Here is a 24,785-nt window from a genome sequence, read left to right as displayed (position 1 = left end):
GCCCGTTTTTCATGATGGGAGATTCTTACTGCTTCGCGCCTTCAACCGCTTCGCGAGCCAGTCTGGTGATGCGATCCCAGTCGCCCGCTTCCAGCGCATCCGCCGGCACCAGCCAGGAGCCGCCGATGCACAGCACGCTTTTCAGCGCCAGGTAATCACGGTAGTTGGCCGGAGAGATGCCGCCCGTCGGGCAGAAGCGCACCTGAGAGAAGGGACCCGCAATCGCCTGCAGCGCTTTGGTGCCGCCGTTGGCTTCAGCCGGGAAGAATTTGAACTCTTTCAGGCCGTAGTCCATGCCCAGCATCAGTTCAGAGACAGTGCTGATGCCCGGGATCAGCGGGATGGTGCCCTCGGTTGCCGCTTTCAGTAGCGAATCGGTCAGACCCGGGCTGATGGCAAACTGCGCGCCCGCTTCAGTCACTTCAGCCAGCTGTTTTGCGTTCGTAACGGTACCCGCACCAATGATGGCATCCGGCACGTCTTTAGCGATGGCGCGAATCGCGTCCATCGCGCAGGCGGTACGCAGGGTCACTTCCAGAACGCGAACGCCACCCGCAACCAGCGCTTTCGCCATCGGTACCGCGTGCTCCAGTTTGTTCACCACGATAACCGGCACAACGGGGCCAGTGGTCAGGATTGCTTCTGCACTTGTTTTCCAGTTTTTCATCAGAGTTTTCTCTCGCCAGATCGATAAAATCAAGTCGTCTTAAAACGTAATACAGGTTGCGCCCTGCTCCGCCCCGGAGAGTTTCTCACGCAGCGCGCCAAACATTTCGCGTCCGGTTCCCACGCGCGATGCGCTCAGGTCGGGAATATGGGGCTGACGGGCCGCCAGCTCGGCTTCGTCCACCAGCAGGGTTAACTCACCTGACTGGCCATTGACGCGGATGATGTCGCCGTCACGCACCTTAGCCAGCAAACCACCGTCATACGCTTCAGGCGTTACGTGGATGGCTGAAGGCACTTTACCTGAGGCGCCCGAGAGGCGTCCATCGGTGACCAGTGCAATTTTGAAGCGGCGGTCCAATAATACACCAAGTGGTGGCATAAGTTTATGTAATTCTGGCATCCCGTTCGCTTTGGGTCCCTGATGACGTACGACCACCACGCAATCCTTGTCGAGAAGGCCCGCATCAAAGGCAGGTAAAACATCATGCTGGCTCTCAAAGACCACTGCCGGGGCTTCAATCACCTGGTTCTCTTCCGGTACGGCAGAGGTTTTCATCACCGCGCGTCCCAGGTTGCCGCTCAGCACTTTGGTGCCGCCGTGGCGTGAGAACGGTTGTTCGAAGGTAGCAATAACCTGCGGATCGAGAGAGGCGCTCGCCCCGTCACGCCAGTCCAGCTCACCGTTGTTCAGCCATGGCTCCAGGGTATAACGCTGCAGACCAAAGCCCGCCACGGTGTTCACATCTTCATGCAGCAGACCGCCCTTCAGCAGCTCACGCATCAACACCGGTACGCCACCGGCGGCCTGGAAGTGGTTAATGTCTGCCGGACCATTCGGATACAGGCGCGCCATCAGCGGCACCACGGAAGAGATGTCGGAGAAATCATCCCAGTTAATCAGGATACCCGCCGCACGGGCCATCGCCACCAGGTGCATGGTGTGGTTGGTTGAGCCACCCGTTGCCAGCAGGGCCACGATGCCATTGACGATCACTTTCTCATCGACCATTTTACCCAGCGGCATCCACTCATTGCCGTTCCCGGTCAGACGCGTCACCTGACGAGCGGCGGCTTCGGTCAGGGCCTTGCGCAGCGGGGCATCGGGTTGAATGAAGGAGGAGCCCGGAAGCTGCATCCCCATAAATTCCACCACCATCTGGTTGGTGTTGGCCGTGCCATAGAAGGTACAGGTGCCAGGCGCATGGTAAGAGGCAGCTTCCGCTTCCAGCAGCGCCTGACGGTCTGCTTTACCTTCGGCATAGAGCTGACGGATACGCACTTTTTCTTTGTTTGGCAAACCGCTGGCCATCGGACCTGACGGCACAAAAATCGCCGGAAGATGACCAAACGACAGCGCCGCCATGGCGAGCCCCGGGACAATCTTGTCGCACACGCCAAGGTACAGTGCGCCATCGAACATGTTATGCGACAGGCCTACCGCTGCAGACATGGCGATCACTTCGCGACTCAACAGCGACAGTTCCATCCCATCCTGGCCCTGGGTCACACCGTCACACATGGCCGGCACGCCTCCTGCCACCTGGCCCACCGCATTCACGCTGTGCAGCGCTTTACGGATGATGTCCGGGTACACTTCGTACGGCTGATGCGCGGAGAGCATGTCGTTATAGGAGGTAATGATAGCGATATTGTTACGCAGCATGCTTTTCAGCGATGCTTTATCGGCAGGCTGGCAGGCGGCGAAACCGTGTGCCAGGTTACCGCAGGCCAGTTGCGAGCGGTGGACGGTGTCACTCTTTGCTTGTTCAATGCGGGCGAGGTAGGCAGAACGCGTCTCTTTCGAGCGCTCGATAATGCGTTGTGTTACGCGTAACAATGTCGGATTCATAAAAGCTCCTCTAATTTATCTGTCCGGGCTCGGGAGTTTACAAAGTCGCTGGCAGTTGTTAACAACGCTGAAACGCTTGCTGTCCGGAGCTCAGGGGCAAAATCGCTTCCGGCAGTGTAATAAAAAAAGCCCCGCGGGTGAATCCACGCGGGGCTTAAAAGTATAAAAATTGTGCCACTAGCTGTGTTAGATCATGTTACCGGTAAAATAACACCTTCGGGCTAGAGGATTATCTTACTCAAACTCGTTCCAGGAGCGGCCATCACGGGTGATCATCGCCACGGAGGCGACAGGTCCCCAGGTGCCCGCCTGATACGGTTTTGGCGGATCCTGATCGGCAGCCCAGGCTTCGGTGATGGAGTCGACCCATTTCCACGCCTCTTCCACTTCGTCGCGACGTACAAACAGCGCCTGGATACCGCGCATGGTTTCCAGCAGCAGGCGCTCGTAAGCATCCGCCAGGTGCGTTTGATTGAAGGTCTCGGAGTAGCTCAGATCCAGTTTGGTGGTCTGCAGGTTGTGCTTGTGATCCAGCCCCGGTACTTTGTTCAGGATCTGGATATCCACACCTTCATCCGGCTGCAGACGGATAGTCAGTTTGTTCTGAGGCAGCTCCTGCCAGGACTCTTTAAACAGATTCAGCTCAGGGTTTTTGAAGTAGACGACGACTTCAGAGCATTTGGCTGGCAAACGCTTACCGGTGCGGAGGTAGAAAGGCACACCCGCCCAACGCCAGTCATCGATATCCACGCGGATCGCCACAAACGTCTCGGTGTTGCTGGACTTGTTCGCGCCCTCTTCTTCGAGATAGCCAGGGACTTTTTTGCCCTGCGCAAACCCGGAGGTGTACTGGCCACGCACCGTCTTCTCACGCACGTTAGAACGGTCGATACGGCGCAGTGATTTCAGGACTTTCACTTTCGCGTCGCGGATGCTGTCTGCGGTCAGGTCTGATGGCGGAGACATAGCGATCATGCAGAGTACCTGCAGCAGGTGGTTCTGGATCATGTCACGCATTTGGCCGGCCTGGTCAAAGTAACCCCAGCGACCTTCGATACCCACCTCTTCGGCCACGGTGATTTCCACGTGGTCGATGGTACGGTTGTCCCAGTTGTTAACAAACAGGGAGTTGGCAAAACGCAACGCCAGCAGGTTCAGTACCGTCTCTTTGCCCAGATAGTGGTCGATGCGGTAGACCTGGCACTCTTCGAAGTATTCGCCCACCTGGTCGTTGATTTCGCGGGAGGTAGACAGCGAGGTACCCAGCGGTTTTTCCATTACCACACGCGCCGGTTTGGCGTTCAGATTCGCTTCGCCCAGACCTTTACAGATGGCGCCAAAGGTGCTTGGTGGCATGGCGAAATAGTTAATGGTGACCCGGTTTTTCTGATCCAGCATCTCACCCAGACGGGTAAACGCGCTCACGTCGTTCACATCCAGATTGCAGAAATCGAGACGTCCGCTCAGGGTATCCCACAAACTTTCATCAATTTTCTCTTTCATGAACGTTTCGAGCGCTTCACGCACGACTTTGGTATATGCGTCCTTGTCCCAGTCGGCGCGCCCTACACCCAGGATACGGGTATCCGGATGAAGTTGGCCCGCTTTCTCCAGTTGATACAGGGAAGGCAGCAATTTTCGGCGTGCAAGATCGCCTTTCGCGCCGAAAATGACCAGGTCACATGCCTGGGCTGTTTGCGTTACCGCCATGTCATTCTCCTCAGTTGGATCACCTGGTGCTTCTGCCAGGTATCGTTGTAATTTTATTACAATGCACTGTACTGCTTTTACGTCATTCCCGAAACCACTAGCGCTTAACGTCGCGTGCGATACGGCGTTTTTTCACCTTTCCCGCGCCTGTGGCAGGGTACTCACGCAAAAAGCGTCGATTCTTTGTACTAAACGGGCCCGGCAAAATCCGACACCGATCAAGTAATGAAAAAAAACAACAACATTTCTTGTCGGCTGTTACCCTATAAAGAAGCCGCAGGGGTAATATCGGCTAAATCGAATCCTGATTTCATCAATCAATGAAATCGTTTCCACCCCATGAGCGCCTTGTTAACAATGAACATGCTGGAAAAAATCCAGTTTCAACTGGAACACCTTAGCAAATCCGAGCGAAAAGTGGCTGAAGTTATTCTCGCCTCGCCTGCTCAGGCGATTCATTCAAGCATCGCCGCTCTGGCGCAGGATGCAGGCGTCAGCGAACCGACGGTGAATCGGTTCTGCCGCAGCCTGGAAACGCGCGGCTTCCCTGATTTTAAACTGCATCTGGCGCAAAGTCTGGCAAATGGTACGCCCTATGTTAATCGCAATGTGGATGAAGACGACAGCGTTGATGCATACACGGCGAAAATATTTGAATCGGCGATGGCCACCCTTGACCACGTCCGTCAGTCGCTGGATATGAGTTCGGTCAATCGGGCGGTCGATTTACTGACGCAGGCCAAGCGGATTGCGTTCTTCGGCCTCGGCTCATCGGCGGCCGTGGCGCATGACGCCATGAATAAATTCTTCCGCTTCAACGTCCCGGTCATCTATTCCGATGACATCGTGTTGCAACGCATGAGCTGTATGAATTGTAGCGAGGATGACGTGGTGGTCCTGATTTCACATACCGGTCGCACCAAAAGCCAGGTTGAACTCGCGCAGCTGGCGCGTGAAAACGATGCCATGGTCATCGCCCTCACGACCGCAGGCACGCCGCTGGCAAGAGAAGCCACACTTGCCATCACCCTGGACGTCCCGGAAGACACGGATATGTATATGCCGATGGTCTCCCGCCTGGCGCAGTTGACGGTCATTGACGTGCTGGCGACCGGATTTACCTTACGCCGGGGCGCAAAATTCCGAGATAACTTGAAGCGTGTCAAGGAAGCGCTCAAGGAATCGCGTTTTGATAAAGAATTGCTTATAAAGAGCGATGTTCCCTGATAGTAGATAACGAAGACGTAACAAATAATTACGATGTAACGATTTACGGCATTCGGTCCCCTCGCGGTTGCCTTGCAGCAGATGAAGGCCGATTCAATCTTCACGCAACACCAAAGTTGTTTCAGTCAACGGAGTATTACATGTCCAGAAGGCTTCGCAGAACCAAGATCGTCACCACCTTAGGCCCGGCCACCGATCGCGATAATAACCTTGAAAAGATTATCGCCGCGGGTGCCAACGTGGTGCGTATGAACTTCTCTCACGGCACGCCAGAAGACCATAAATTACGTGCCGACAAAGTACGTGAGATCGCGGCTAAACTGGGCCGCCATGTTGCCATCCTCGGTGACCTGCAGGGTCCAAAAATTCGTGTTTCGACCTTCAAAGAAGGCAAAGTATTCCTCAATATCGGCGATAAATTCCTGCTGGATGCCAACCTGGGTAAAGGTGAAGGCGATAAAGAGAAAGTGGGTATCGACTATAAAGGTCTGCCGGCTGACGTTGTGCCTGGCGATATCCTGCTGCTCGACGACGGTCGTGTTCAGCTGAAAGTGCTGGAAGTTCAGGGGATGAAAGTGTTCACCGAAGTCACCGTCGGCGGCCCACTCTCCAACAACAAAGGCATCAACAAGCTCGGCGGAGGCCTCTCTGCCGAAGCGCTGACGGATAAAGATAAAGCGGATATCGTTACCGCGGCGCTGATCGGCGTGGACTACCTGGCCGTCTCCTTCCCGCGCTGCGGCGAAGACCTGAACTATGCGCGCCGTCTGGCACGTGACGCAGGCTGTGACGCGAAAATCGTGGCAAAAGTTGAACGCGCGGAAGCCGTTTGCGATCAGGATGCGATGGATGATGTGATTCTGGCGTCTGACGTGGTCATGGTTGCCCGTGGCGATCTGGGTGTGGAAATTGGCGACCCGGAACTGGTCGGCATCCAGAAAGCGCTGATCCGTCGCGCGCGTCAGCTGAACCGCGCGGTGATCACCGCAACCCAGATGATGGAATCCATGATCACCAACCCAATGCCGACCCGTGCAGAGGTAATGGACGTGGCTAACGCCGTGCTGGACGGAACTGATGCGGTCATGCTTTCCGCTGAAACCGCAGCCGGCCAGTACCCGGCGGAGACCGTGGCAGCGATGGCGCGTGTCTGTCTGGGCGCAGAGAAGATCCCAAGCATCAACGTCTCTAAACACCGTCTGGACGTGCAGTTCGACAATGTGGAAGAAGCGATTGCCATGTCCGCGATGTATGCGGCCAACCACCTGAAGGGCGTCACGGCGATCATCACCATGACCGAATCGGGCCGTACCGCGCTGATGACTTCACGCATCAGCTCCGGTCTGCCGATCTTCGCGATGTCCCGTCACGAACGCACGCTAAACCTGACGGCGCTGTATCGCGGTGTGACCCCGGTTTACTTCGACAGCACCAATGACGGTGTGGCTGCGGCGCACGATGCCGTCAATCTGCTGCGCGACAAAGGCTACCTGGTATCCGGCGATATCGTCATCGTGACGCAGGGTGATGTGATGAGCACCATTGGCTCAACCAACACCACCCGCGTTTTAACCGTCGAATAATCTGCTTCAGTTTCCCTCTCCCCTCCGGGGAGAGGGACTTTTATTTCCTGGGATAGAGTTCTTTGCGCTGATACGGCTCTTTCTCGCCGGGTTTACGCGTTTTGAGCAGCTTCAGGATCCATGTGTATTGCTCCAGATGGGGTCCCACCAGCACCTCTACCTCTTCATTCATGCGGCGCGCAATGGTGTGATCGTCCGCAGTCAGTAAGTCGTCCATCGGCGGGCGAACCTCAATGCTCAGACGGTGCGTGTTGCCATCGTACACCGGGAACAGCGGAATTACCCGGGCGCGGCAGACTTTCATCAGACGGCCAATCGCCGGAAGCGTCGCTTTGTAGGTCGAGAAGAAATCGACAAACTCACTGTGTTCAGGACCGTGATCCTGATCCGGCAGATAGTAGCCCCAGTACCCCTGGCGCACGGACTGAATAAACGGCTTGATACCATCGTTGCGGGCGTGCAGGCGTCCACCAAAACGACGACGCACGGTGTTCCAGACAAAATCAAATACCTTATTTCCCTGGTTATGGAACATGGCCGCCATCTTCTGGCCCTGAGATGCCATCAGCATAGCCGGTATATCCACCCCCCAGCCGTGCGGAACGAGGAAAATCACTTTCTCGTCGTTACGGCGCATCTCATCGATGATCTCCAGCCCTTTCCAGTCAACGCGCTTAAGGACGTTCTCCGGCCCTTTCAGCGCCAGCTCAGCCATCATCGCCATGGCCTGTGGCGCGGTGGTATACATTTCGTCAATGATGGCTTCGCGCTCGGCATCGCTCTTTTCCGGGAAGCAATAGTAGAGGTTAATTTGCGCGCGGCGACGGGCACTTTTACCCATTCGCCCTGCCAGACGGCCAATTTTCCCCAGAACGGGATCGCGCACAGAGGCAGGTAACATGGCAATGCCAGCAAACGCGTAAACGCCCAGCCAGGCGCCCCAGTTACGCGGGTGGCGAAAGGATTTTTCAAACTCAGGAATGAACTCAATATTGTTTTTTTTGGTTTCCATGCTGGTTCCAGGGTCTGGTGACGCAAAATATAATGACGATAGTGTAGCGAGGCAGCGGCCCACGCACAAAAGAAAAAGCCGGCGCTTACTGACGCCGGCTTTTAAACAAAACAGAAGGTTTTAGTCGAAACGCAGCTGCGGTATAACCTCTTTCACCTGCGCCAGGTAATCGGTACGATCTTTACCCGTCAGCCCTTCGGTACGCGGCAGTTTCGCCGTCAGCGGGTTCACCGCCTGCTGGTTGATCCACACTTCATAATGCAGGTGCGGCCCCGTAGAACGCCCGGTATTCCCGGAGAGGGCAATACGGTCGCCACGTTTCACTTTCTGACCGGGTTTCACCAGCAGCTTACGCAGGTGCATATAGCGGGTGGTATAAGTGCGACCATGACGGACCGCGACATAGTACCCGGCAGCACCACTGCGTTTGGCGACAACCACTTCACCATCCCCTACTGCCAGCACCGGTGTGCCCTGCGGCATGGCGAAGTCAACGCCACGATGCGGCGCAACGCGCCCGGTAACCGGGTTCAGACGACGCGGGTTGAAGTTGGATGAAATGCGGAACTGCTTCGCCGTCGGGAAGCGCAGGAAGCCCTTCGCAAGCCCGGTACCGCTGCGGTCATAGAATTTGCCGTCTTCAGCACGAATGGCGTAGTAATCTTTGCCATCAGAGCGCAGACGCACACCCACCAGCTGGCTCTGCTCACGCTTGCCATCCAGCATCTCGCGGGACATCAGTACGGAGAACTCATCGCCTTTTTTCAGCTTACGGAAATCCATCTGCCACTGCATGGCTTTGATAACCGAGCTGATTTCAGCGCTGGTCAGGCCCGCATCGCGCGCGCTGGAGACAAAGCTTGCGCCTACGGTCCCTTTCATCACGCTGTTAACCCAGTCGCCCTTCTGCAATTCGCTGGTCATCTTGAAACCGTTTGCAGTGCGGTCGTAGGTGCGCGTTTCGCGACGGGACATTTCCCAGGTCAAACGCTGCAGATCGCCATCCGGCGTTAACGTCCAGGAGAGCTGTTGGCCGATTTTCAGGTTACGCAGGTCTTTATCCGCGGCGGCCAGCTGGCTGATATTCCCCATGTCGATGCCGTACTGGTTAAGAACGCTGCTCAGCGTATCACCCGTGGAGACCACATATTCATGGATCCCCGCCTCATTCTCGGTTTTATCGTCCAGCTCATCCTGCGGAATGGCTTCATCTTCCTGAGCCGCCTGGTCGATAGGCTCACTGGCCTCCGGCAGCAGAGAACGGATTTCGTTCTTCTCAAGCTCGATGGTTTTGATGATCGGGGCAGAACTCGGGTGGTAAACATAGGGCCGCCAGACGGCGACCGCTAAGGTGAGAACTGTAAGCGACCCCAGCATAACGCGATGGGGTCGGGGCAGATTGTTAAATGCCAGGGCGACAGAGCGGGCTATCTGTTGCACGTATTCACTTCCTCGTTAATCTCCTTTCAGGCAGCTCGCATACTGGTTCGCCAGTTGAGTGAGGAACTGTGAATAGCTCGCTTTACTCAACTGGATGTTCGTTCCTAGCGGGTCAAGGGTTCCCATGCGCACGGATGTCCCCCTGGCCACGGCTTCTACGACCGCTGGCCTGAACTGTGGCTCAGCAAAAACGCAGGACGCTTTTTGCTCAACCAACTGTGTTCTGATCTCATGTAAACGCTGCGCACCAGGCTGAATTTCAGGGTTGACGGTAAAATGCCCACGCGGGGTCAGGCCGTAGTGTTTTTCGTAATAGCCATAGGCGTCATGAAAAACGAAGTACCCTTTTCCTTTCAGCGGTGCCAGCTCGTTACCCACCTGCTTATCGGTTGCGGCTAATTGTGCCTCAAAATCTTTCAGGTTGGCGTCTAGTTTGGCTCGACTTTGCGGCATAAGTTCCACTAATTTGTCATGGATTGCAACCGCCGACAGCCGCGCTATCTCTGGGGAGAGCCAAAGATGCATATTGTACTCGCCGTGATGGTGATCCCCGTCACCTTTTTCATCATGAGCATGATGACCTTCGTGTTCGTCACCGTCGTCGTCACTCCCCTTCATGAGTAACGGTTTCACACCGGTGAGTTCGGCAATGGTGACCTGTTTAGCCTCAGGAAGCTGTTTCGCAGACTTCTGCATGAAGGCTTCCATTTCTGGCCCAATCCAGACAACTAAGTCTGCGTTTTGTAAGCGTTTTACATCAGACGGACGCAAGGAATAATCATGCTCTGAAGCCCCATCAGGCAGCAGAACCTGGGTCTCGGTCACTCCATCAGTAATGGCCGAAGCAATGAATCCCAGCGGTTTAAGCGAAGCGACAACGGCCGCGTTGACATCTTGTGCTGTTGTACCCCAAAGGGCGGCGGATAATGCTGCGAAAAGAAGCGTATTTTTATGTAACATAATGCGACTAATCATCGTAATGAATGCGTGGAATGTGATATTATAACATTCGTTGACTTCTGCAAGCTTAAATTGACATGACAACTTTGGTTTCTCTTGAAAATGTTTCGGTCTCATTCGGGCAGCGCCGCGTCCTTTCTGACGTGTCGCTGGATCTGAAGCCCGGTAAAATTCTGACGCTGCTCGGTCCGAACGGCGCAGGTAAATCCACCCTTGTGCGCGTGGTGCTGGGTCTGGTAGCCCCTGATGAAGGTGTCATCAAGCGTGAAGAAAAATTGCGTATCGGCTACGTCCCGCAAAAATTACACCTCGATGCCACGCTGCCGCTGACCGTCAGCCGCTTCCTGCGTCTGCGCCCCGGAACGCGTAAAGCCGATATTCTCCCGGCGCTGAAACGTGTCCAGGCAGGCCACCTTGTCGACGCCCCGCTGCAAAAACTGTCCGGTGGGGAAACCCAGCGCGTGTTACTTGCCCGCGCGCTGCTGAGTAGCCCCCAACTGCTGGTACTGGATGAGCCAACGCAGGGTGTGGACGTCAATGGTCAGGTCGCGCTTTACGATTTGATTGACCAACTGCGCCATGAACTGAACTGCGCGGTGCTGATGGTCTCCCACGACCTGCATCTGGTGATGGCGAAAACCGACGAAGTGCTCTGTCTGAACCATCATATCTGCTGTTCCGGCACGCCTGAAGTGGTGTCGATGCACCCTGAATTTATCTCCATGTTTGGCCCTCGCGGTGCTGAGCAACTGGGGATTTATCGCCATCATCATAATCACCGCCATGATTTACAGGGACGAATTGTCCTGCGCCGGGGAAATGGACACTCATGATTGAACTGTTACTGCCCGGCTGGCTGGCCGGGATTATGCTCGCCTGCGCTGCGGGTCCGCTGGGTTCGTTTGTGGTATGGCGCAGAATGTCCTATTTCGGCGATACCCTGGCGCATGCTTCACTGCTGGGCGTGGCATTTGGGTTGCTGCTGGACGTCAATCCGTTCTATGCGGTGATTGTCGTTACGCTGCTCCTCGCCGCCGGTCTGGTCTGGCTGGAAAAACGCCCTCACCTCGCCATTGATACCCTGCTTGGCATTATGGCGCACAGCGCCCTGTCGCTGGGTCTGGTGGTAGTGAGCCTGATGTCCAATATCCGCGTTGACCTGATGGCCTACCTGTTTGGCGACCTGCTGGCCGTGACGCCGGACGATCTGATCGCTATCGCCATCGGCGTGCTCGTGGTGCTGGGAATTCTGCTCTGGCAGTGGCGTAATTTGCTCGCAATGACCGTCAGCCCGGATCTGGCGTTTGTTGACGGGGTGAAATTGCAGCGCGTGAAGCTGCTGCTGATGCTGGTGACGGCATTAACCATCGGTGTGGCGATGAAATTCGTCGGTGCGCTGATTATTACATCGTTGCTGATTATTCCTGCGGCCACCGCGCGTCGTTTTGCCCGTACGCCGGAGCAGATGGCAGGCGTGGCGGTGATTATCGGGATGATTGCGGTCACGGGCGGATTAACCTTCTCGGCGTTCTATGACACGCCTGCGGGGCCGTCAGTGGTGCTGTGTGCCGCGGTGCTGTTTATTTTCAGTATGATGAAGAAGACCGCAAGTTGACATCGAGGGCGCTGATGCCCTCACCCTAACCCTCTCCCACAGGGAGAGGGAATTAAGCATTACGGCATTGCCGGTGGCGTGATACCGAAATGATTCCACGCCCGCACCGTGGCCATACGTCCACGCGGGGTACGTTGCAGGAAGCCCTGCTGGATCAGATACGGTTCGAGTACATCTTCAATGGTCTCGCGCTCTTCCCCGATTGCCGCCGCCAGGTTATCCAGCCCGACCGGCCCGCCAAAGAATTTGTCCAGCACCGCCAGCAGCAGCTTGCGGTCCATGTAGTCAAAACCCTCAGCATCGACATTCAGCATATCCAGCGCCTGAGCAGCAATTTCGGCAGAAATGGAACCATCGTGCTTCACTTCTGCAAAGTCACGGACGCGGCGCAGCAGGCGGTTAGCGATACGCGGTGTCCCGCGCGAGCGCTTCGCCACTTCAAACGCCCCCTCTTCACTCATATCCAGCCCCATATAGCGGGCACTGCGGCCGACGATATGCTGGAGATCGGCGACCTGATAAAACTCAAGACGCTGAACAATCCCAAAGCGGTCGCGCAGTGGAGAGGTTAACGACCCGGCACGGGTGGTGGCGCCAATCAGGGTAAACGGTGGCAGATCGATTTTGATTGAACGCGCGGCCGGACCTTCACCGATCATGATATCCAGCTGGTAGTCTTCCATTGCCGGATAGAGTACCTCTTCCACCACCGGAGACAGGCGATGGATCTCATCGATAAACAGCACATCGTGAGGTTCAAGGTTGGTCAGCATCGCCGCCAGATCGCCTGCTTTTTCCAGTACCGGGCCAGACGTGGTACGCAGATTCACGCCCATTTCATTGGCAACGATATTCGCCAGCGTGGTTTTCCCCAAACCCGGAGGACCAAAAATCAGCAGGTGATCGAGCGCATCACCGCGCAGCTTTGCCGCCTGGATGAAGATCTCCATCTGGGAACGCACCTGCGGCTGGCCAATATACTCATCAAGCAACTTCGGGCGGATCGCGCGATCCACCACGTCGTCTGCCTGAATAGTGCCTGCCGATACCAGGCGATCTGCTTCAATCATCCTTTACCTCACAATGCAGCGCGCAGCGCTTCACGAATCAGGGTTTCACTGCTGGCATCCGGTTTGGCAATTTTACTCACCATTCGGCTGGCCTCCTGAGGTTTATAGCCCAGCGCTACCAGCGCGGCAACCGCTTCCTGCTCGGCATCATCATCTGACGCAGGCGCGCCCGGAGACGTCAGAACCAGATCGGCCGCCGGGGTGAACAGATCGCCATGCAGACCTTTAAAGCGGTCTTTCATCTCAACAATCAGGCGCTCTGCGGTTTTCTTACCAATGCCCGGAAGCTTAATCAGCGCGGCAGGATCTTCGCGCTCAACGGCATTCACGAACTGCTGGGCGGACATACCGGAGAGAATGGCCAGCGCCAGCTTCGGCCCGACGCCGTTGGTTTTAATCAGCTCGCGGAACAGGGTGCGTTCCTGTTTGTTGTTGAAGCCGTAGAGCAGCTGAGCATCTTCACGCACCACAAACTGGGTAAAGACAATCGCCTCTTTACCCGCGTCCGGCAGCTCGTAGAAGCAGGTCATCGGCATATGGACTTCATAGCCCACGCCACCCACTTCCAGCAGCACTAACGGGGGTTGTTTTTCAATGATGATGCCTCTGAGTCTGCCTATCACGTGACGCTCCTGCGTTCTGGAAATTTATTGATTTGCGACATAATAAAAAAAGGCTGGATAAACATCCAGCCTGATTTCTCATTATCGTAACCTGCCTCGCGCCAGATTAAGTCGCGACTCGCTCATTTGCATCGCATTCTGGCTGACATGACAGTGGGTGATCGCAATCGCCAGCGCATCGGCGGCATCGGCCTGCGGATTCGCCGGAAGTTTCAGCAGCGTGCGCACCATGTGCTGCACCTGGCTTTTCTCCGCGCTACCAATCCCCACCACCGTCTGCTTGACCTGTCTTGCCGCGTATTCAAATACCGGAAGATCCTGGTTCACGGCAGCAACAATTGCCACGCCCCGCGCCTGACCGAGCTTTAACGCCGAATCGGCATTTTTCGCCATAAAGACCTGCTCGATGGCGAAATAGTCAGGCTGAAACTGGGTGATAATCTCCGTCACGCCCGCATAAATGAGCTTCAGTCGCGACGGCAAATCGTCAACTTTGGTGCGAATACAGCCACTGCCAAGGTAGGTTAACTGGCGTCCAACCTGACGGATAACGCCGTAACCGGTGACGCGTGAGCCGGGGTCAATCCCAAGGATAATCGACATCACGCGTCTCCCGTAAACGGTTTACACGCTCTCATCAGAGAGTCGCTGCAACCTCATCAGAGATCTCACCGTTGTGATACACTTCCTGCACGTCGTCGCAGTCTTCAAGCATGTCGATCAGACGCAGCAGTTTTGGTGCCGTTTCAGCATCCATATCCGCTTTGGTGGACGGGATCATGGAGACTTCAGCGTTGTCGGCTTTCAGGCCCGCCGCTTCCAGCGCATCACGTACTGCGCCCATCTCTTCCCACGCGGTGTAGACATCGATAGCACCATCGTCGAAAGTGACTACGTCTTCCGCACCCGCTTCCAGCGCCGCTTCCATGATGGCATCTTCGTCGCCTTTCTCGAAGGAGATGACGCCTTTTTTGCTGAACAGGTACGCAACGGAACCGTCAGTCCCCAGGTTGCCCCCGGTTTTGGTGAACGCATGGCGCACTTCTGCAACCGTACGGTTACGGTTGTCGGACAGGCATTCAACCATTACCGCGGTACCGCCAGGGCCGTAACCTTCATAAATGATGGTTTCCATGTTCGCGTCTTCGTCACCGCCCACGCCACGTGCGATAGCACGGTTCAGGGTGTCACGCGTCATGTTGTTGGACAGCGCTTTATCTACCGCCGCACGCAGACGTGGGTTAGACGCCGGATCGCCGCCACCCAGACGCGCCGCTGTCACCAGCTCGCGAATGATTTTGGTAAAGATCTTACCGCGCTTGGCATCCTGTGCCGCTTTGCGGTGTTTGGTGTTGGCCCACTTACTATGACCTGCCATAAAAAGTTCTCCAAAAATCGCGCCTTTTCAGGCTGCGTTAATTACAAATTCTTCAATCGCCTGCCGGTTGCTCCACGACTTGGTCAGTGCGGCGGCATCCGCCGCATCCACCCAGCGGTAGGTCAGATGTTCGGTGAACACGATCTCCCGTTCGTGGGGAAGCGCGAGACAGAACCACGATTCCGTGTTGCGCTCGATCCCCGGCGCATAGCGATGACGTAAATGGCTAAAAATTTCAAACTCCACCGTGCGCTGACAGTCCTTCAGGGTCAGTTGCTCACAAGCAACGTCAATGGTGACCTCTTCCTTTACTTCACGCGCGGCGGCCTGCGGCGCAGTTTCCCCCTCTTCCAGACTGCCGGTAACCGACTGCCAGAATTCAGGGTCGTCGCGCCGCTGCAACATCAGCACCCGCTTCGTATCTTCTGCATAAATCACTACCAGAACAGAAACGGGTCGCTTATATGCCATATCAGTTTTTCTCTTCCTTTTTCACCACGTCGATACCCAGCTCAGCCAGCGCGGCCGGGTTAGCGAAGCTTGGCGCTTCAGTCATCAGACACGCCGCTGCGGTGGTTTTCGGGAAGGCGATAACGTCACGGATATTGTCGGTACCGGTCAGCAGCATGGTCAGACGGTCGAGACCGAATGCCAGGCCTGCGTGAGGCGGCGTACCGTACTTCAGCGCATCCAGCAGGAAGCCGAACTTCTCGCGCTGCTCCTGCTCGTTAATGCCCAGAATGCCGAACACCGTCTGCTGCATGTCACCGCTGTGAATACGCACGGAACCGCCGCCCACTTCGTAGCCGTTGATAACCATATCGTAGGCGTTCGCGACCGCCTCTTCCGGTGCCGCTTTCAGCTCTGCCGCCGTCATGTCTTTTGGCGAGGTGAACGGGTGGTGCATGGCCGTCAGACCACCTTCACCGTCGTCTTCAAACATCGGGAAGTCGATAACCCACAACGGCGCCCATTTGCTCTCGTCGGTCAGGTTCAGATCTTTGCCCAGTTTCAGACGCAGCGCACCCATGGCATCGGCAACAATTTTCTTGTTGTCAGCGCCGAAGAAGATCATGTCGCCATCCTGCGCGCCGGTGCGCTCAAGGATCGCTTCGACGATTTCCGCATTCAGGAACTTCGCTACCGGGCTGGTGATACCTTCCAGACCTTTCGCCCGCTCGGTAACTTTAATATAGGCCAGACCTTTCGCGCCGTAGATCTTGATGAAGTTGCCGTAGTCGTCAATCTGCTTACGGCTAAGCGCGGCACCGCCCGGAACACGCAGGGCTGCTACGCGGCCTTTCGGATCGTTAGCCGGGCCGGCAAACACTGCAAACTCAACGGATTTCACCAGGTCAGCAACGTCCACCAGCTCCATTGGGTTACGCAGGTCTGGTTTGTCGGAGCCGTAACGACGCTCGGCTTCGGCGAAGGTCATGATGGGGAAGTCGCCCAGCTCCACGCCCTTCACGTCATTCCACAGGCTGCGCACCAGCGCTTCCATCACTTCACGCACCTGCTCAGCGGTCATGAAGGAGGTTTCCACATCGATCTGGGTAAATTCTGGCTGACGGTCAGCGCGCAGGTCTTCGTCACGGAAACATTTAACGATCTGATAGTAGCGATCGAAGCCGGACATCATCAGCAGCTGTTTGAACAGCTGTGGAGACTGCGGCAGCGCGTAGAATTTGCCTTTATGAACGCGGGATGGCACCAGGTAATCGCGTGCGCCTTCCGGCGTGGCTTTGGTCAGCATCGGGGTTTCGATATCGAGGAAACCGTGGTCATCCATAAAGCGACGCACCAGGCTGGTGATTTTCGCACGGGTTTTCAGGCGCTGTGCCATTTCCGGGCGACGCAGATCCAGGTAGCGGTATTTCAGACGCGCTTCTTCAGTGTTGACGTGGTTGGAGTCCAGCGGCAGCGCTTCAGCACGGTTGATGATCGTCAGATCGGAGGCCAGCACCTCAATGGCACCGGTCGCCATATCTGCGTTGACGTTTTTCTCGTCACGCGCACGTACGGTGCCGGTGACCTGAATGCAGAACTCATTACGCAGCTCAGAAGCCAGCTTCAACGCGTCCGCGCGATCCGGATCGAAGAACACCTGAACGATACCTTCGCGGTCGCGCATATCGATAAAGATAAGGCTACCAAGATCACGACGACGGTTGACCCAACCACACAGGGTCACCTGCTGTCCGACGTGGGACTGACGCAGCTGCCCGCAATATTCTGTACGCATGAGATATCCCTTAATTAGCCGCAGGCTAAATGTCGCCTGGTATCAGGCTACTATGTCGCAGCTTTCTGTATGTCACAACTGGATGAAAAAAGGCGGCTATTATACTGGAAATTCCGCCGGACGATAAGAGCGAAGCACGGCCAGACGCACGTTTGCTGTGCTCTTATTGCGCATTCTCACAAAAATTAACAAAATTATCCGACCGATAACAGGCCATAACGTCGTAAGGTGTAACGGAAGCGATTCATTTAACTGGAGTTACCATGCTGACACTTGATGCCCGCAAAACCGCGCTGGTGGTGATTGATTTACAGGAAGGGATCCTTCCCTTTGCCGGTGGCCCGCACACCGCTGATGAAGTCGTCAGCCGTGCCGCCCGTCTGGCAGAAAAATGCCGCGCCAGTGGCGCACCGGTGATCATGGTGCGCGTGGGGTGGTCGGCCGATTTTGCCGAAGCGTTAAAACAGCCGGTTGACGCCCAGGCACCCGCGCACGCCCTGCCGGACAACTGGTGGACGTATCCGGTCTCGCTCGGCAAACGCGACAACGATATCGAAGTGACCAAACGCCAGTGGGGCGCCTTCTACGGCACCGACCTGGAGCTGCAGCTGCGCCGCCGCAGTATCGACACCATTATCCTGTGCGGGATCTCCACCAACATCGGCGTGGAATCCACCGCCCGTAATGCCTGGGAGTTGGGCTTTAACCTGGTGATTGTCGAAGACGCATGCAGCGCGGCTTCCGCAGAACAGCACCAGGGCAGCATGACCCACATTTTCCCGCGTATCGGTCGCGTGCGCAGCACGGATGAGATTTTAAGCGCGTTATGATGTACGTGGGCCTGCCCCAATGGTCGCACCCGAAGTGGGTGCGCCTTGGCATAACCAGCCTTGAAGAGTACGCCCGGCACTTTAACTGCGTGGAGGGCAACACCACGCTGTATGCCCTTCCCCGGGCAGAGATTGTCGAGCGCTGGCGCGAGCAGACCACGGATGATTTCCGCTTCTGCTTTAAATTTCCGGCCACCATCTCCCATACCGCCGCGTTGCGAAATTGCGGTGATTTAACCGAAGAGTTCTTTGGCCGGATGTCGCCGCTGGCAAATCGTATCGGTCAGTACTGGCTGCAGCTTCCCGCCACCTTTGGTCCGCGCGATCTGCCCGCGCTCTGGCAATTTCTTGATGGCCTGTCCCGGGACTTTACCTACGGCGTTGAAGTGAGACATCCTGAATTTTTTGCCAAAGGTGAGGTGGAGAAAGCACTCAACCGGGGTTTGCATGAGCGCTCAGTCAACCGCGTCATCCTTGACAGTCGTCCTGTTCACAGCGCCATTGCGCATAACGAAGCCATTATTGATGCCCAGCGCAAGAAGCCCAAAGTGCCGGTCCACGCCATCGTAACCGCGCAGAATCCGATGGTCCGGTTTATCGGCAGCGACAATATGCAGCAAAATCAGGAGATGTTCGCCGTCTGGCTGCAAACGTTAGCGAAATGGGAACACTCCACCACGCCGTATCTCTTCTTACATACGCCGGATATCGCCCAGGCCCCCGAACTGGTCGATACACTCTGGCAGGCCTTGCAAACCGCGGTTCCGTCGATAGGCAGCGCGCCGTCCATCCCACAACAATCTTCTCTTTTCTGAGATCACGCCATATCATAGAGACGCCATCTGCCAAAACACAGGGAGTTTGTATGGTCAGCGCGTTGTATGCGGTGCTAGGTGCATTACTGCTGATTAAATTTTCATTTGATGTTGTGCGACTCAGAATGCAGTACCGCGTCTCTTACGGCGACGGCGGGTTTTCCGAACTGCAAAGCGCTATCCGTATCCACGGCAACGCGGTCGAGTACATTCCGGTGGCACTCATTTTACTGCTGTTTATGGAGATGAATGGCGCCGAAACCTGGATGGTGCATATCTGCGGCCTGCTGCTGATTGCGGGTCGGTTAATGCATTATTACGGCTTTCACCACCGCTTATTCCGCTGGCGTCGTTCCGGCATGAGCGCGACATGGTGCTCGCTTTTGCTGATGGTGCTGGCTAACCTTTGGTATATGCCGTGGGAGTTGGTTTTCTCCTTCCGTTAGCGCACAATACGCCACTTTATTTTTCCCGGATTTTTACGTTATGTCAGATCGCGACACGCTTTTTTCCGCGCCTATCGCCAGCCTGGGCGACTGGACCTTTGATGAACGGGTAGCCGAAGTCTTCCCGGATATGATCCAGCGCTCTGTTCCCGGTTATTCCAATATTATCTCTATGATCGGCATGCTGGCTGAACGCTTCGTTCAACCCGGCACGCAGGTGTATGACCTGGGCTGCTCGCTCGGCGCGGCAACGCTGTCGGTACGTCGTAACGTTCATCACGAAGGCTGTAAGATTATCGCCGTCGACAACTCCCCGGCGATGGTTGAACGCTGCCGTCGCCATATTGATGCCTGGAAAGCGGCAACCCCGGTCGAGGTGGTTGAAGGCGATATTCGTGATATCGAAATCCACAACGCCTCGATGGTCGTACTGAATTTTACCCTGCAGTTTCTGGTGCCTGATGACCGCCAGCGGCTGCTGGACAAAATTTATCAGGGCCTTAACCCCGGTGGTGCGCTGGTGTTGTCCGAGAAATTCAGCTTTGAGGACGCGACCGTCGGCGAGTTGCTGTTCAACATGCACCACGATTTCAAACGTGCAAACGGCTACAGCGAACTGGAGATTAGCCAGAAACGCAGCATGCTGGAAAACGTGATGCTGACAGACTCCGTGGAAACCCATAAAGCCCGCCTGCGCCAGGCAGGCTTCGAGCACAGCGAACTGTGGTTCCAGTGCTTTAACTTTGGCTCCCTGGTGGCGCTGAAAGCTGAGGATGCCGCATGATTGAGTTTGGTAACTTCTATCAGCTGATTGCAAAAAATCATCTCTCACACTGGCTGGAGACCCTGCCTGCACAAATTGCCGCCTGGCAGCGCGATCAACAGCATGGGCTGTTAAAGCAGTGGTCAAATGCGGTGGAGTTTCTGCCGGAGCTGACACCTCATCGTCTGGATCTGTTGCACAGCGTCACAGCAGAAAGCGCAGAGCCGCTTCCCGCCGGGCAGATTAATCGCATCGAAACGTTGATGCGTAACCTGATGCCATGGCGCAAAGGTCCCTTTTCGCTCTACGGGGTGAATATTAATACCGAATGGCGCTCAGACTGGAAATGGGATCGCGTTCTGCCGCATCTCTCCGACCTGACCGGCCGTACCATTCTGGACGTCGGCTGCGGTAGCGGTTACCACATGTGGCGCATGATTGGCGCGGGTGCGCATTTAGCCGTGGGCATCGATCCGATGCAGCTGTTCCTGTGCCAGTTCGAAGCCGTGCGTAAGCTGCTGGGTAACGACCAGCGTGCGCACCTGCTGCCGCTGGGCATTGAGCAACTGCCAGCCCTGAAAGCGTTTGATACCGTCTTCTCCATGGGCGTGCTGTACCACCGCCGCTCCCCGCTGGAGCATCTGTGGCAGCTGAAAGATCAGCTGGTCAGCGGCGGCGAGCTGGTGCTGGAAACGCTGGTGGTGGAAGGCGATGAAAACACCGTGCTGGTGCCGGGTGACCGCTACGCGCAAATGCGTAACGTCTACTTCATCCCTTCCGCGCTGGCGCTGAAGAACTGGCTGGAGAAGTGTGGGTTTGTGGATGTGCGTATCGCCGACGTCTGCGTAACCTCCATCGAGGAGCAACGCCGTACAGACTGGATGGTGACCGAGTCGCTGGAGCAGTTCCTCGACCCAACCGACCACAGCAAAACCATCGAAGGCTATCCGGCACCGATGCGTGCGGTATTGATTGCCACCAAGCCGTGACCTTTTAGCCGGGTGGCGGCTGCGCCTTACCCGGCCTTCTCATCGCAGGTTTTCTCCAAAATATTTCAAGTTGCAGCAAGGCGGCAACGCAGCTGCGGCTTGAAATATGAAGGAGAAAAAAAGGCCCCTGTGTAATTGGCAGGGGCCTGGTACAAGCAAGCATCATATTGGGCGACATGATGCGCGGTAAAAATCGGTACGTTGCTACACGTGATGACGTTCAATCAGCGATTTCATTTCCGCAACCGACTCTCCCTCTACACCGTAGCGTGAGTACTCATCCGCTTCAGCATCCGTCGACATAGACAACCCTGTGTTGCGATAACGCATGGGCGACGGTATCCATTTCCCGGCAGAGCTATGAAGCTCTTCCACCCCGGCGTTTAAAAACAGTTCCAGATTGCTGGCACGAACTCCCGCGCCCGCCATTATTATTGGAACACCGGAATGTGCTTTTAGTTCCGTAATTAATTGCAGTCCTTTTTCAGCAGACGACTGCTGGCCCGATGTTAAAATGCGCGCTACGCCAAGTTCTGCAAGCGTATCAAACGCTTGCAACGGGTTTTTACACATATCAAAGGCCCGGTGAAAAGTCACTGCCATCCCCTTTGCGGCATCCATCACCTGGCGCATACGCGGTACATCGACGTTGCCTTCTTCATCAAGCAGCCCCGTCACCAGCCCCGGGAATCCCAGATCGCGAACAAGGGCGATATCTTCAAGCATGGCACTGAACTCGCCCGCCGTGTAACAAAAATCACCGCCACGAGGACGAATAATGGGGTGTACCGGAACGGTGACAGCCTGACGGGCAGACTTCAACACGCCGTACGAGGGCGTTAACCCCCCTTCTTTCGGTGCCGCGCACAGTTCAATGCGGTCAGCTCCCCGCTGTTGCGCCGTCACGGCACACTCCACGCTGTAACAACAAATCTCCAGCAGCGCCATCAACACCTCCTTAAATTCCGCTTAATGTACCATCATGACACGCTGTCCCCGGCCGGTCTTCGCGTGTTGTCACACCGCTTACCCTTCACTGGCAACGATCTGTTCAATCGTCCAGGGGTGAAACTTCACCGTCACCTGCCCGTCAGTCATCGCCAGCGTCGGGTTTGGTAAACGCTCGCGCTCGCCTTTCGGTGAACTCGTTTTCACAAAGATGCCCGGCTTGCTCAGCCCCTCATCAGACAGCAGCGCCAGCGCGCGGGCATTCAGCGTTTCGGGCTCGCCAGGCAGCACAATTTCGATATGCTCCCAGCCTTCATGCGGGTAACGCTTCTCTCCCGGCCACGGCAACTCAACGACGGTGAATTGCCAGTGCGCTACGCAGACCGGCTCATGCAGTTTAAACAGGCAGATAGGACGGCCGTTGATGATGTTCTCAGAGAGCAGTTCCCCGCACTGTTCAAACCCGCGACGCCAGCGCTCGGCGGTGGCGTTCTGATGACAGCGCAAGGAGATGTGATCGGCCTCAAGCGGCGCAATGTCCAGACCAAGACGGGTGGCAAGTTCTGTGAACGCCTGGGTGAAGCGTGGTAAATCTGCGGAAATATCATGCAGTTCGTCAATGGATTGCCAGTTCGCCATAAGTCAGTCTCTTATTGTGTCGCAAAGCCGCTAATTTACTCTGTTGCCCCCTTTTGACCAACCGTGGAATAACGGTTTTTGTGACTGCATGATTATGCACGCCTTCTTAGCCTGGATTCTGCGCGATCTTCGCCCCCCGCAATGCTGACGCCAGAAGGCATTTGCAGTATACTCCCGCCCTAAATTCTTTAACTGGCGCGGGCGGTGGTAAGCCCGCATCAAAAACGTAAGGTATCCAGGTGAATATTCAGGCTCTTCTCTCAGAAAAAGTCAGTCAGGCACTGATTGCCGCAGGCGCGCCTGCGGATTGCGAACCGCAGGTTCGTCAGTCAGCGAAAGTACAGTTTGGCGACTATCAGGCTAATGGCGTGATGGCAGTGGCTAAAAAACTGGGCATGCCACCGCGACAACTGGCTGAGCAGGTGCTGACTCATCTGGATCTCACCGGTATTGCCAGCAAAACCGAAATCGCTGGCCCAGGCTTTATCAACATCTTCCTTGATCCTGCCTTCCTGGCAAGCCACGTTGACGCCGCGCTGAAATCTGACCGTCTGGGTGTAACCCAACCAGAAGCGCAGACCGTGGTGATTGACTACTCCGCGCCAAACGTTGCAAAAGAGATGCACGTTGGCCACCTGCGTTCCACCATCATCGGTGACGCGGCAGTGCGCACCCTTGAGTTCCTCGGTCACAAGGTGATCCGGGCGAACCACGTGGGCGACTGGGGCACCCAGTTCGGTATGTTGATTGCTTACCTGGAAAAACAGCAGCAGGAAAACGCGGGTGAGATGGCGCTGGCGGACCTGGAAGGGTTCTACCGTGAAGCCAAAAAACATTACGACGAAGATGAAGCCTTCGCCGAGCGCGCGCGCAGCTATGTGGTAAAACTGCAGGGCGGCGATCAGTACTTCCTTGAGATGTGGCGCAAGCTGGTTGACATCACCATGTCCCAGAACCAAATCACCTACAACCGTCTGAACGTGACCCTGACCCGCGATGACGTAATGGGTGAAAGCCTCTATAACCCAATGCTGCCGGGCATTGTGGCTGACCTGAAGGCCAAACAGCTGGCGGTTGAGAGCGAAGGTGCAACGGTGGTATTCCTTGATGAGTACAAAAACAAGGAAGGCGAACCGATGGGCGTAATCATCCAGAAAAAGGATGGCGGCTACCTCTACACCACCACCGATATCGCCTGCGCGAAGTACCGTTACGAAACGCTGCATGCTGACCGCGTGCTGTACTACATCGACTCCCGTCAGCACCAGCACCTGATGCAGGCGTGGACTATCGTGCGTAAAGCCGGTTATGTTCCCGATTGCGTACCGCTGGAACACCACATGTTCGGCATGATGCTGGGTAAAGACGGCAAGCCGTTCAAAACCCGTGCGGGCGGTACGGTGAAGCTGTCCGACCTGCTGGATGAAGCGCTGGAACGCGCCCGTCGCCTGGTGGCGGAGAAGAACCCGGATATGCCAGCCGATGAGCTGGAAAAACTGGCGAACGCGGTAGGTATCGGTGCGGTGAAATACGCGGATCTCTCCAAGAACCGTACCACCGACTATATCTTCGACTGGGACAACATGCTGGCGTTTGAAGGTAACACCGCGCCGTACATGCAGTATGCCTACACCCGCGTGCTCTCCGTGTTCCGTAAAGCGAATATCGATGAAAGCGTGCTGGCGAATGCAACAGTGACCATTACCGAAGATCGCGAAGCCCAGCTGGCAGCGCGTCTGCTGCAGTTTGAAGAGACACTGTCTGTGGTCGCGCGCGACGGTACCCCGCACGTGATGTGTGCTTACCTCTACGATCTGGCCGGTCTGTTCTCCGGCTTCTACGAGCACTGCCCTATTCTGTCGGCGGAAAATGAATCGGTCCGCAACAGCCGCCTGAAGCTGGCACAGCTGACGGCGAAGACCCTGAAGCTGGGTCTGGATACCCTGGGTATCGAAACCGTAGAACGTATGTAAT

Annotated in this window: 24 protein-coding genes; 10 read left to right on the top strand and 14 right to left on the bottom strand. The window is 55.9% G+C overall.

Annotated elements, in window-relative coordinates; genetic code table 11:
* Nucleotides 1-25 precede the first annotated feature (25 nt).
* The 3 genes from EKN38_RS12765 to zwf form a co-directional block, all read right to left on the bottom strand.
* Nucleotides 26-667 (bottom strand): bifunctional 4-hydroxy-2-oxoglutarate aldolase/2-dehydro-3-deoxy-phosphogluconate aldolase, encoded by a 642-nt coding sequence (locus EKN38_RS12765; protein WP_014832394.1) that lies wholly within the window; start codon nucleotides 665-667, stop codon nucleotides 26-28.
* A 39-nt stretch (nucleotides 668-706) separates the two neighbouring features.
* Entirely contained in the window at nucleotides 707-2,518 is a 1,812-nt protein-coding gene (gene edd, locus EKN38_RS12760; RefSeq protein WP_014832395.1) for a phosphogluconate dehydratase, read from the bottom strand.
* Nucleotides 2,519-2,752: 234 nt separating this feature from the next.
* Nucleotides 2,753-4,228, bottom strand: a complete 1,476-nt coding sequence (zwf, locus tag EKN38_RS12755; protein ID WP_014832396.1) for a glucose-6-phosphate dehydrogenase — start codon at nucleotides 4,226-4,228, stop codon at nucleotides 2,753-2,755.
* Nucleotides 4,229-4,585: 357 nt separating this feature from the next.
* Between zwf and EKN38_RS12750 the strand changes: the two genes are divergently transcribed.
* Nucleotides 4,586-5,455: a MurR/RpiR family transcriptional regulator gene (locus tag EKN38_RS12750; RefSeq protein ID WP_014832397.1), complete on the top strand. Its 870-nt coding sequence runs from the start codon at nucleotides 4,586-4,588 to the stop codon at nucleotides 5,453-5,455.
* A gap of 140 nt (nucleotides 5,456-5,595) precedes the next feature.
* Entirely contained in the window at nucleotides 5,596-7,038 is a 1,443-nt protein-coding gene (gene pyk, locus EKN38_RS12745; protein WP_013096092.1) for a pyruvate kinase, read from the top strand.
* A 40-nt stretch (nucleotides 7,039-7,078) separates the two neighbouring features.
* On the opposite strand, the gene lpxM is transcribed toward pyk, so the two are convergent.
* The 3 genes from lpxM to znuA all read right to left on the bottom strand — a co-directional run bounded on the left by lpxM (nucleotide 7,079) and on the right by znuA (nucleotide 10,450).
* Complete coding sequence (gene lpxM / locus EKN38_RS12740) at nucleotides 7,079-8,050, bottom strand: lauroyl-Kdo(2)-lipid IV(A) myristoyltransferase (protein ID WP_014832398.1); 972 nt, start codon at nucleotides 8,048-8,050, stop codon at nucleotides 7,079-7,081.
* 120 nt (nucleotides 8,051-8,170) lie between these two features.
* The gene (gene mepM, locus EKN38_RS12735) at nucleotides 8,171-9,490 is read right to left on the bottom strand and encodes a murein DD-endopeptidase MepM (RefSeq protein WP_014832399.1); all 1,320 of its coding nucleotides are present in this window, start codon (nucleotides 9,488-9,490) and stop codon (nucleotides 8,171-8,173) included.
* 15 nt (nucleotides 9,491-9,505) lie between these two features.
* Nucleotides 9,506-10,450 (bottom strand): zinc ABC transporter substrate-binding protein ZnuA, encoded by a 945-nt coding sequence (znuA, locus tag EKN38_RS12730; RefSeq protein WP_014832400.1) that lies wholly within the window; start codon nucleotides 10,448-10,450, stop codon nucleotides 9,506-9,508.
* A 77-nt stretch (nucleotides 10,451-10,527) separates the two neighbouring features.
* Here znuA and znuC point away from each other — a divergent pair, with 77 nt between their 5' ends.
* Both znuC and znuB read left to right on the top strand, forming a co-directional pair.
* On the top strand, nucleotides 10,528-11,283 hold the full coding sequence (gene znuC, locus EKN38_RS12725; RefSeq protein WP_014832401.1) for a zinc ABC transporter ATP-binding protein ZnuC: 756 nt from the start codon (nucleotides 10,528-10,530) through the stop codon (nucleotides 11,281-11,283).
* On the top strand, nucleotides 11,280-12,065 hold the full coding sequence (znuB, locus tag EKN38_RS12720; RefSeq protein ID WP_014832402.1) for a zinc ABC transporter permease subunit ZnuB: 786 nt from the start codon (nucleotides 11,280-11,282) through the stop codon (nucleotides 12,063-12,065). The genes znuC and znuB overlap by 4 nt, the downstream gene beginning before the upstream one ends.
* A 59-nt stretch (nucleotides 12,066-12,124) precedes the next feature.
* Here znuB and ruvB read toward each other — a convergent pair whose 3' ends face one another.
* The 6 genes from ruvB to aspS all read right to left on the bottom strand — a co-directional run bounded on the left by ruvB (nucleotide 12,125) and on the right by aspS (nucleotide 17,381).
* A complete protein-coding gene (gene ruvB / locus EKN38_RS12715; protein WP_013096086.1) occupies nucleotides 12,125-13,135 on the bottom strand; it encodes a Holliday junction branch migration DNA helicase RuvB in 1,011 nt (336 codons plus the stop codon).
* Nucleotides 13,136-13,143: 8 nt separating this feature from the next.
* Nucleotides 13,144-13,758: a Holliday junction branch migration protein RuvA gene (gene ruvA / locus EKN38_RS12710; protein ID WP_014832403.1), complete on the bottom strand. Its 615-nt coding sequence runs from the start codon at nucleotides 13,756-13,758 to the stop codon at nucleotides 13,144-13,146.
* An 81-nt stretch (nucleotides 13,759-13,839) separates the two neighbouring features.
* A complete protein-coding gene (gene ruvC, locus EKN38_RS12705) occupies nucleotides 13,840-14,361 on the bottom strand; it encodes a crossover junction endodeoxyribonuclease RuvC (RefSeq protein WP_014832404.1) in 522 nt (173 codons plus the stop codon).
* A gap of 34 nt (nucleotides 14,362-14,395) precedes the next feature.
* A complete protein-coding gene (locus EKN38_RS12700) occupies nucleotides 14,396-15,136 on the bottom strand; it encodes a YebC/PmpR family DNA-binding transcriptional regulator (RefSeq protein WP_008500447.1) in 741 nt (246 codons plus the stop codon).
* Nucleotides 15,137-15,163: 27 nt separating this feature from the next.
* Entirely contained in the window at nucleotides 15,164-15,607 is a 444-nt protein-coding gene (gene nudB, locus EKN38_RS12695; RefSeq protein ID WP_014832405.1) for a dihydroneopterin triphosphate diphosphatase, read from the bottom strand.
* 1 nt (nucleotide 15,608) lies between these two features.
* A complete protein-coding gene (aspS, locus tag EKN38_RS12690) occupies nucleotides 15,609-17,381 on the bottom strand; it encodes an aspartate--tRNA ligase (RefSeq protein ID WP_014832406.1) in 1,773 nt (590 codons plus the stop codon).
* A 263-nt stretch (nucleotides 17,382-17,644) separates the two neighbouring features.
* Between aspS and EKN38_RS12685 the strand changes: the two genes are divergently transcribed.
* From EKN38_RS12685 to cmoB, 5 genes are read left to right on the top strand one after another with little or no spacing between them, the layout of a single operon-like run.
* Nucleotides 17,645-18,211: a hydrolase gene (locus tag EKN38_RS12685; protein WP_014832407.1), complete on the top strand. Its 567-nt coding sequence runs from the start codon at nucleotides 17,645-17,647 to the stop codon at nucleotides 18,209-18,211.
* Nucleotides 18,208-19,026, top strand: a complete 819-nt coding sequence (locus tag EKN38_RS12680; protein WP_014832408.1) for a DUF72 domain-containing protein — start codon at nucleotides 18,208-18,210, stop codon at nucleotides 19,024-19,026. The genes EKN38_RS12685 and EKN38_RS12680 overlap by 4 nt, the downstream gene beginning before the upstream one ends.
* Before the next feature lie 50 nt (nucleotides 19,027-19,076).
* Complete coding sequence (locus EKN38_RS12675; protein ID WP_013096077.1) at nucleotides 19,077-19,472, top strand: MAPEG family protein; 396 nt, start codon at nucleotides 19,077-19,079, stop codon at nucleotides 19,470-19,472.
* A 40-nt stretch (nucleotides 19,473-19,512) separates the two neighbouring features.
* Nucleotides 19,513-20,256 (top strand): carboxy-S-adenosyl-L-methionine synthase CmoA, encoded by a 744-nt coding sequence (gene cmoA, locus EKN38_RS12670; RefSeq protein WP_013096076.1) that lies wholly within the window; start codon nucleotides 19,513-19,515, stop codon nucleotides 20,254-20,256.
* Nucleotides 20,253-21,224 (top strand): tRNA 5-methoxyuridine(34)/uridine 5-oxyacetic acid(34) synthase CmoB, encoded by a 972-nt coding sequence (gene cmoB / locus EKN38_RS12665; protein WP_014832409.1) that lies wholly within the window; start codon nucleotides 20,253-20,255, stop codon nucleotides 21,222-21,224. The genes cmoA and cmoB overlap by 4 nt, the downstream gene beginning before the upstream one ends.
* Before the next feature lie 204 nt (nucleotides 21,225-21,428).
* On the opposite strand, the gene cutC is transcribed toward cmoB, so the two are convergent.
* Nucleotides 21,429-22,172, bottom strand: coding sequence for a copper homeostasis protein CutC (gene cutC / locus EKN38_RS12660; protein WP_014832410.1), 744 nt, complete (start codon nucleotides 22,170-22,172; stop codon nucleotides 21,429-21,431).
* A gap of 78 nt (nucleotides 22,173-22,250) precedes the next feature.
* Nucleotides 22,251-22,811, bottom strand: coding sequence for a VOC family protein (locus EKN38_RS12655; RefSeq protein WP_014832411.1), 561 nt, complete (start codon nucleotides 22,809-22,811; stop codon nucleotides 22,251-22,253).
* Between the two features lie 239 nt (nucleotides 22,812-23,050).
* Between EKN38_RS12655 and argS the strand changes: the two genes are divergently transcribed.
* Nucleotides 23,051-24,784, top strand: coding sequence for an arginine--tRNA ligase (gene argS / locus EKN38_RS12650; RefSeq protein WP_063412858.1), 1,734 nt, complete (start codon nucleotides 23,051-23,053; stop codon nucleotides 24,782-24,784).
* Nucleotide 24,785: the final 1 nt, after the last annotated feature.

This window comes from Enterobacter sp. WCHEn045836, from assembly GCF_003965585.1.
Taxonomy (GTDB): domain Bacteria; phylum Pseudomonadota; class Gammaproteobacteria; order Enterobacterales; family Enterobacteriaceae; genus Enterobacter; species Enterobacter dissolvens.
Note: the sequence above shows the minus strand (reverse complement) of the source record. Positions and strands in the feature narration are given on the sequence as shown.

What these genes read in the sequence shown, in the direction of transcription:
- EKN38_RS12765 (WP_014832394.1), bottom strand. Translation starts at nt 667, where the DNA reads ATGAAAAACTGGAAAACAAGTGCAGAAGCAATCCTGACCACTGGCCCC.
- edd (WP_014832395.1), bottom strand. Translation starts at nt 2,518, where the DNA reads ATGAATCCGACATTGTTACGCGTAACACAACGCATTATCGAGCGCTCG.
- zwf (WP_014832396.1), bottom strand. Translation starts at nt 4,228, where the DNA reads ATGGCGGTAACGCAAACAGCCCAGGCATGTGACCTGGTCATTTTCGGC.
- EKN38_RS12750 (WP_014832397.1), top strand. Translation starts at nt 4,586, where the DNA reads ATGAACATGCTGGAAAAAATCCAGTTTCAACTGGAACACCTTAGCAAA.
- pyk (WP_013096092.1), top strand. Translation starts at nt 5,596, where the DNA reads ATGTCCAGAAGGCTTCGCAGAACCAAGATCGTCACCACCTTAGGCCCG.
- lpxM (WP_014832398.1), bottom strand. Translation starts at nt 8,050, where the DNA reads ATGGAAACCAAAAAAAACAATATTGAGTTCATTCCTGAGTTTGAAAAA.
- znuA (WP_014832400.1), bottom strand. Translation starts at nt 10,450, where the DNA reads ATGTTACATAAAAATACGCTTCTTTTCGCAGCATTATCCGCCGCCCTT.
- znuC (WP_014832401.1), top strand. Translation starts at nt 10,528, where the DNA reads ATGACAACTTTGGTTTCTCTTGAAAATGTTTCGGTCTCATTCGGGCAG.
- znuB (WP_014832402.1), top strand. Translation starts at nt 11,280, where the DNA reads ATGATTGAACTGTTACTGCCCGGCTGGCTGGCCGGGATTATGCTCGCC.
- ruvB (WP_013096086.1), bottom strand. Translation starts at nt 13,135, where the DNA reads ATGATTGAAGCAGATCGCCTGGTATCGGCAGGCACTATTCAGGCAGAC.
- ruvC (WP_014832404.1), bottom strand. Translation starts at nt 14,361, where the DNA reads ATGTCGATTATCCTTGGGATTGACCCCGGCTCACGCGTCACCGGTTAC.
- EKN38_RS12700 (WP_008500447.1), bottom strand. Translation starts at nt 15,136, where the DNA reads ATGGCAGGTCATAGTAAGTGGGCCAACACCAAACACCGCAAAGCGGCA.
- nudB (WP_014832405.1), bottom strand. Translation starts at nt 15,607, where the DNA reads ATGGCATATAAGCGACCCGTTTCTGTTCTGGTAGTGATTTATGCAGAA.
- aspS (WP_014832406.1), bottom strand. Translation starts at nt 17,381, where the DNA reads ATGCGTACAGAATATTGCGGGCAGCTGCGTCAGTCCCACGTCGGACAG.
- EKN38_RS12685 (WP_014832407.1), top strand. Translation starts at nt 17,645, where the DNA reads ATGCTGACACTTGATGCCCGCAAAACCGCGCTGGTGGTGATTGATTTA.
- EKN38_RS12680 (WP_014832408.1), top strand. Translation starts at nt 18,208, where the DNA reads ATGATGTACGTGGGCCTGCCCCAATGGTCGCACCCGAAGTGGGTGCGC.
- EKN38_RS12675 (WP_013096077.1), top strand. Translation starts at nt 19,077, where the DNA reads ATGGTCAGCGCGTTGTATGCGGTGCTAGGTGCATTACTGCTGATTAAA.
- cmoA (WP_013096076.1), top strand. Translation starts at nt 19,513, where the DNA reads ATGTCAGATCGCGACACGCTTTTTTCCGCGCCTATCGCCAGCCTGGGC.
- cmoB (WP_014832409.1), top strand. Translation starts at nt 20,253, where the DNA reads ATGATTGAGTTTGGTAACTTCTATCAGCTGATTGCAAAAAATCATCTC.
- cutC (WP_014832410.1), bottom strand. Translation starts at nt 22,172, where the DNA reads ATGGCGCTGCTGGAGATTTGTTGTTACAGCGTGGAGTGTGCCGTGACG.
- EKN38_RS12655 (WP_014832411.1), bottom strand. Translation starts at nt 22,811, where the DNA reads ATGGCGAACTGGCAATCCATTGACGAACTGCATGATATTTCCGCAGAT.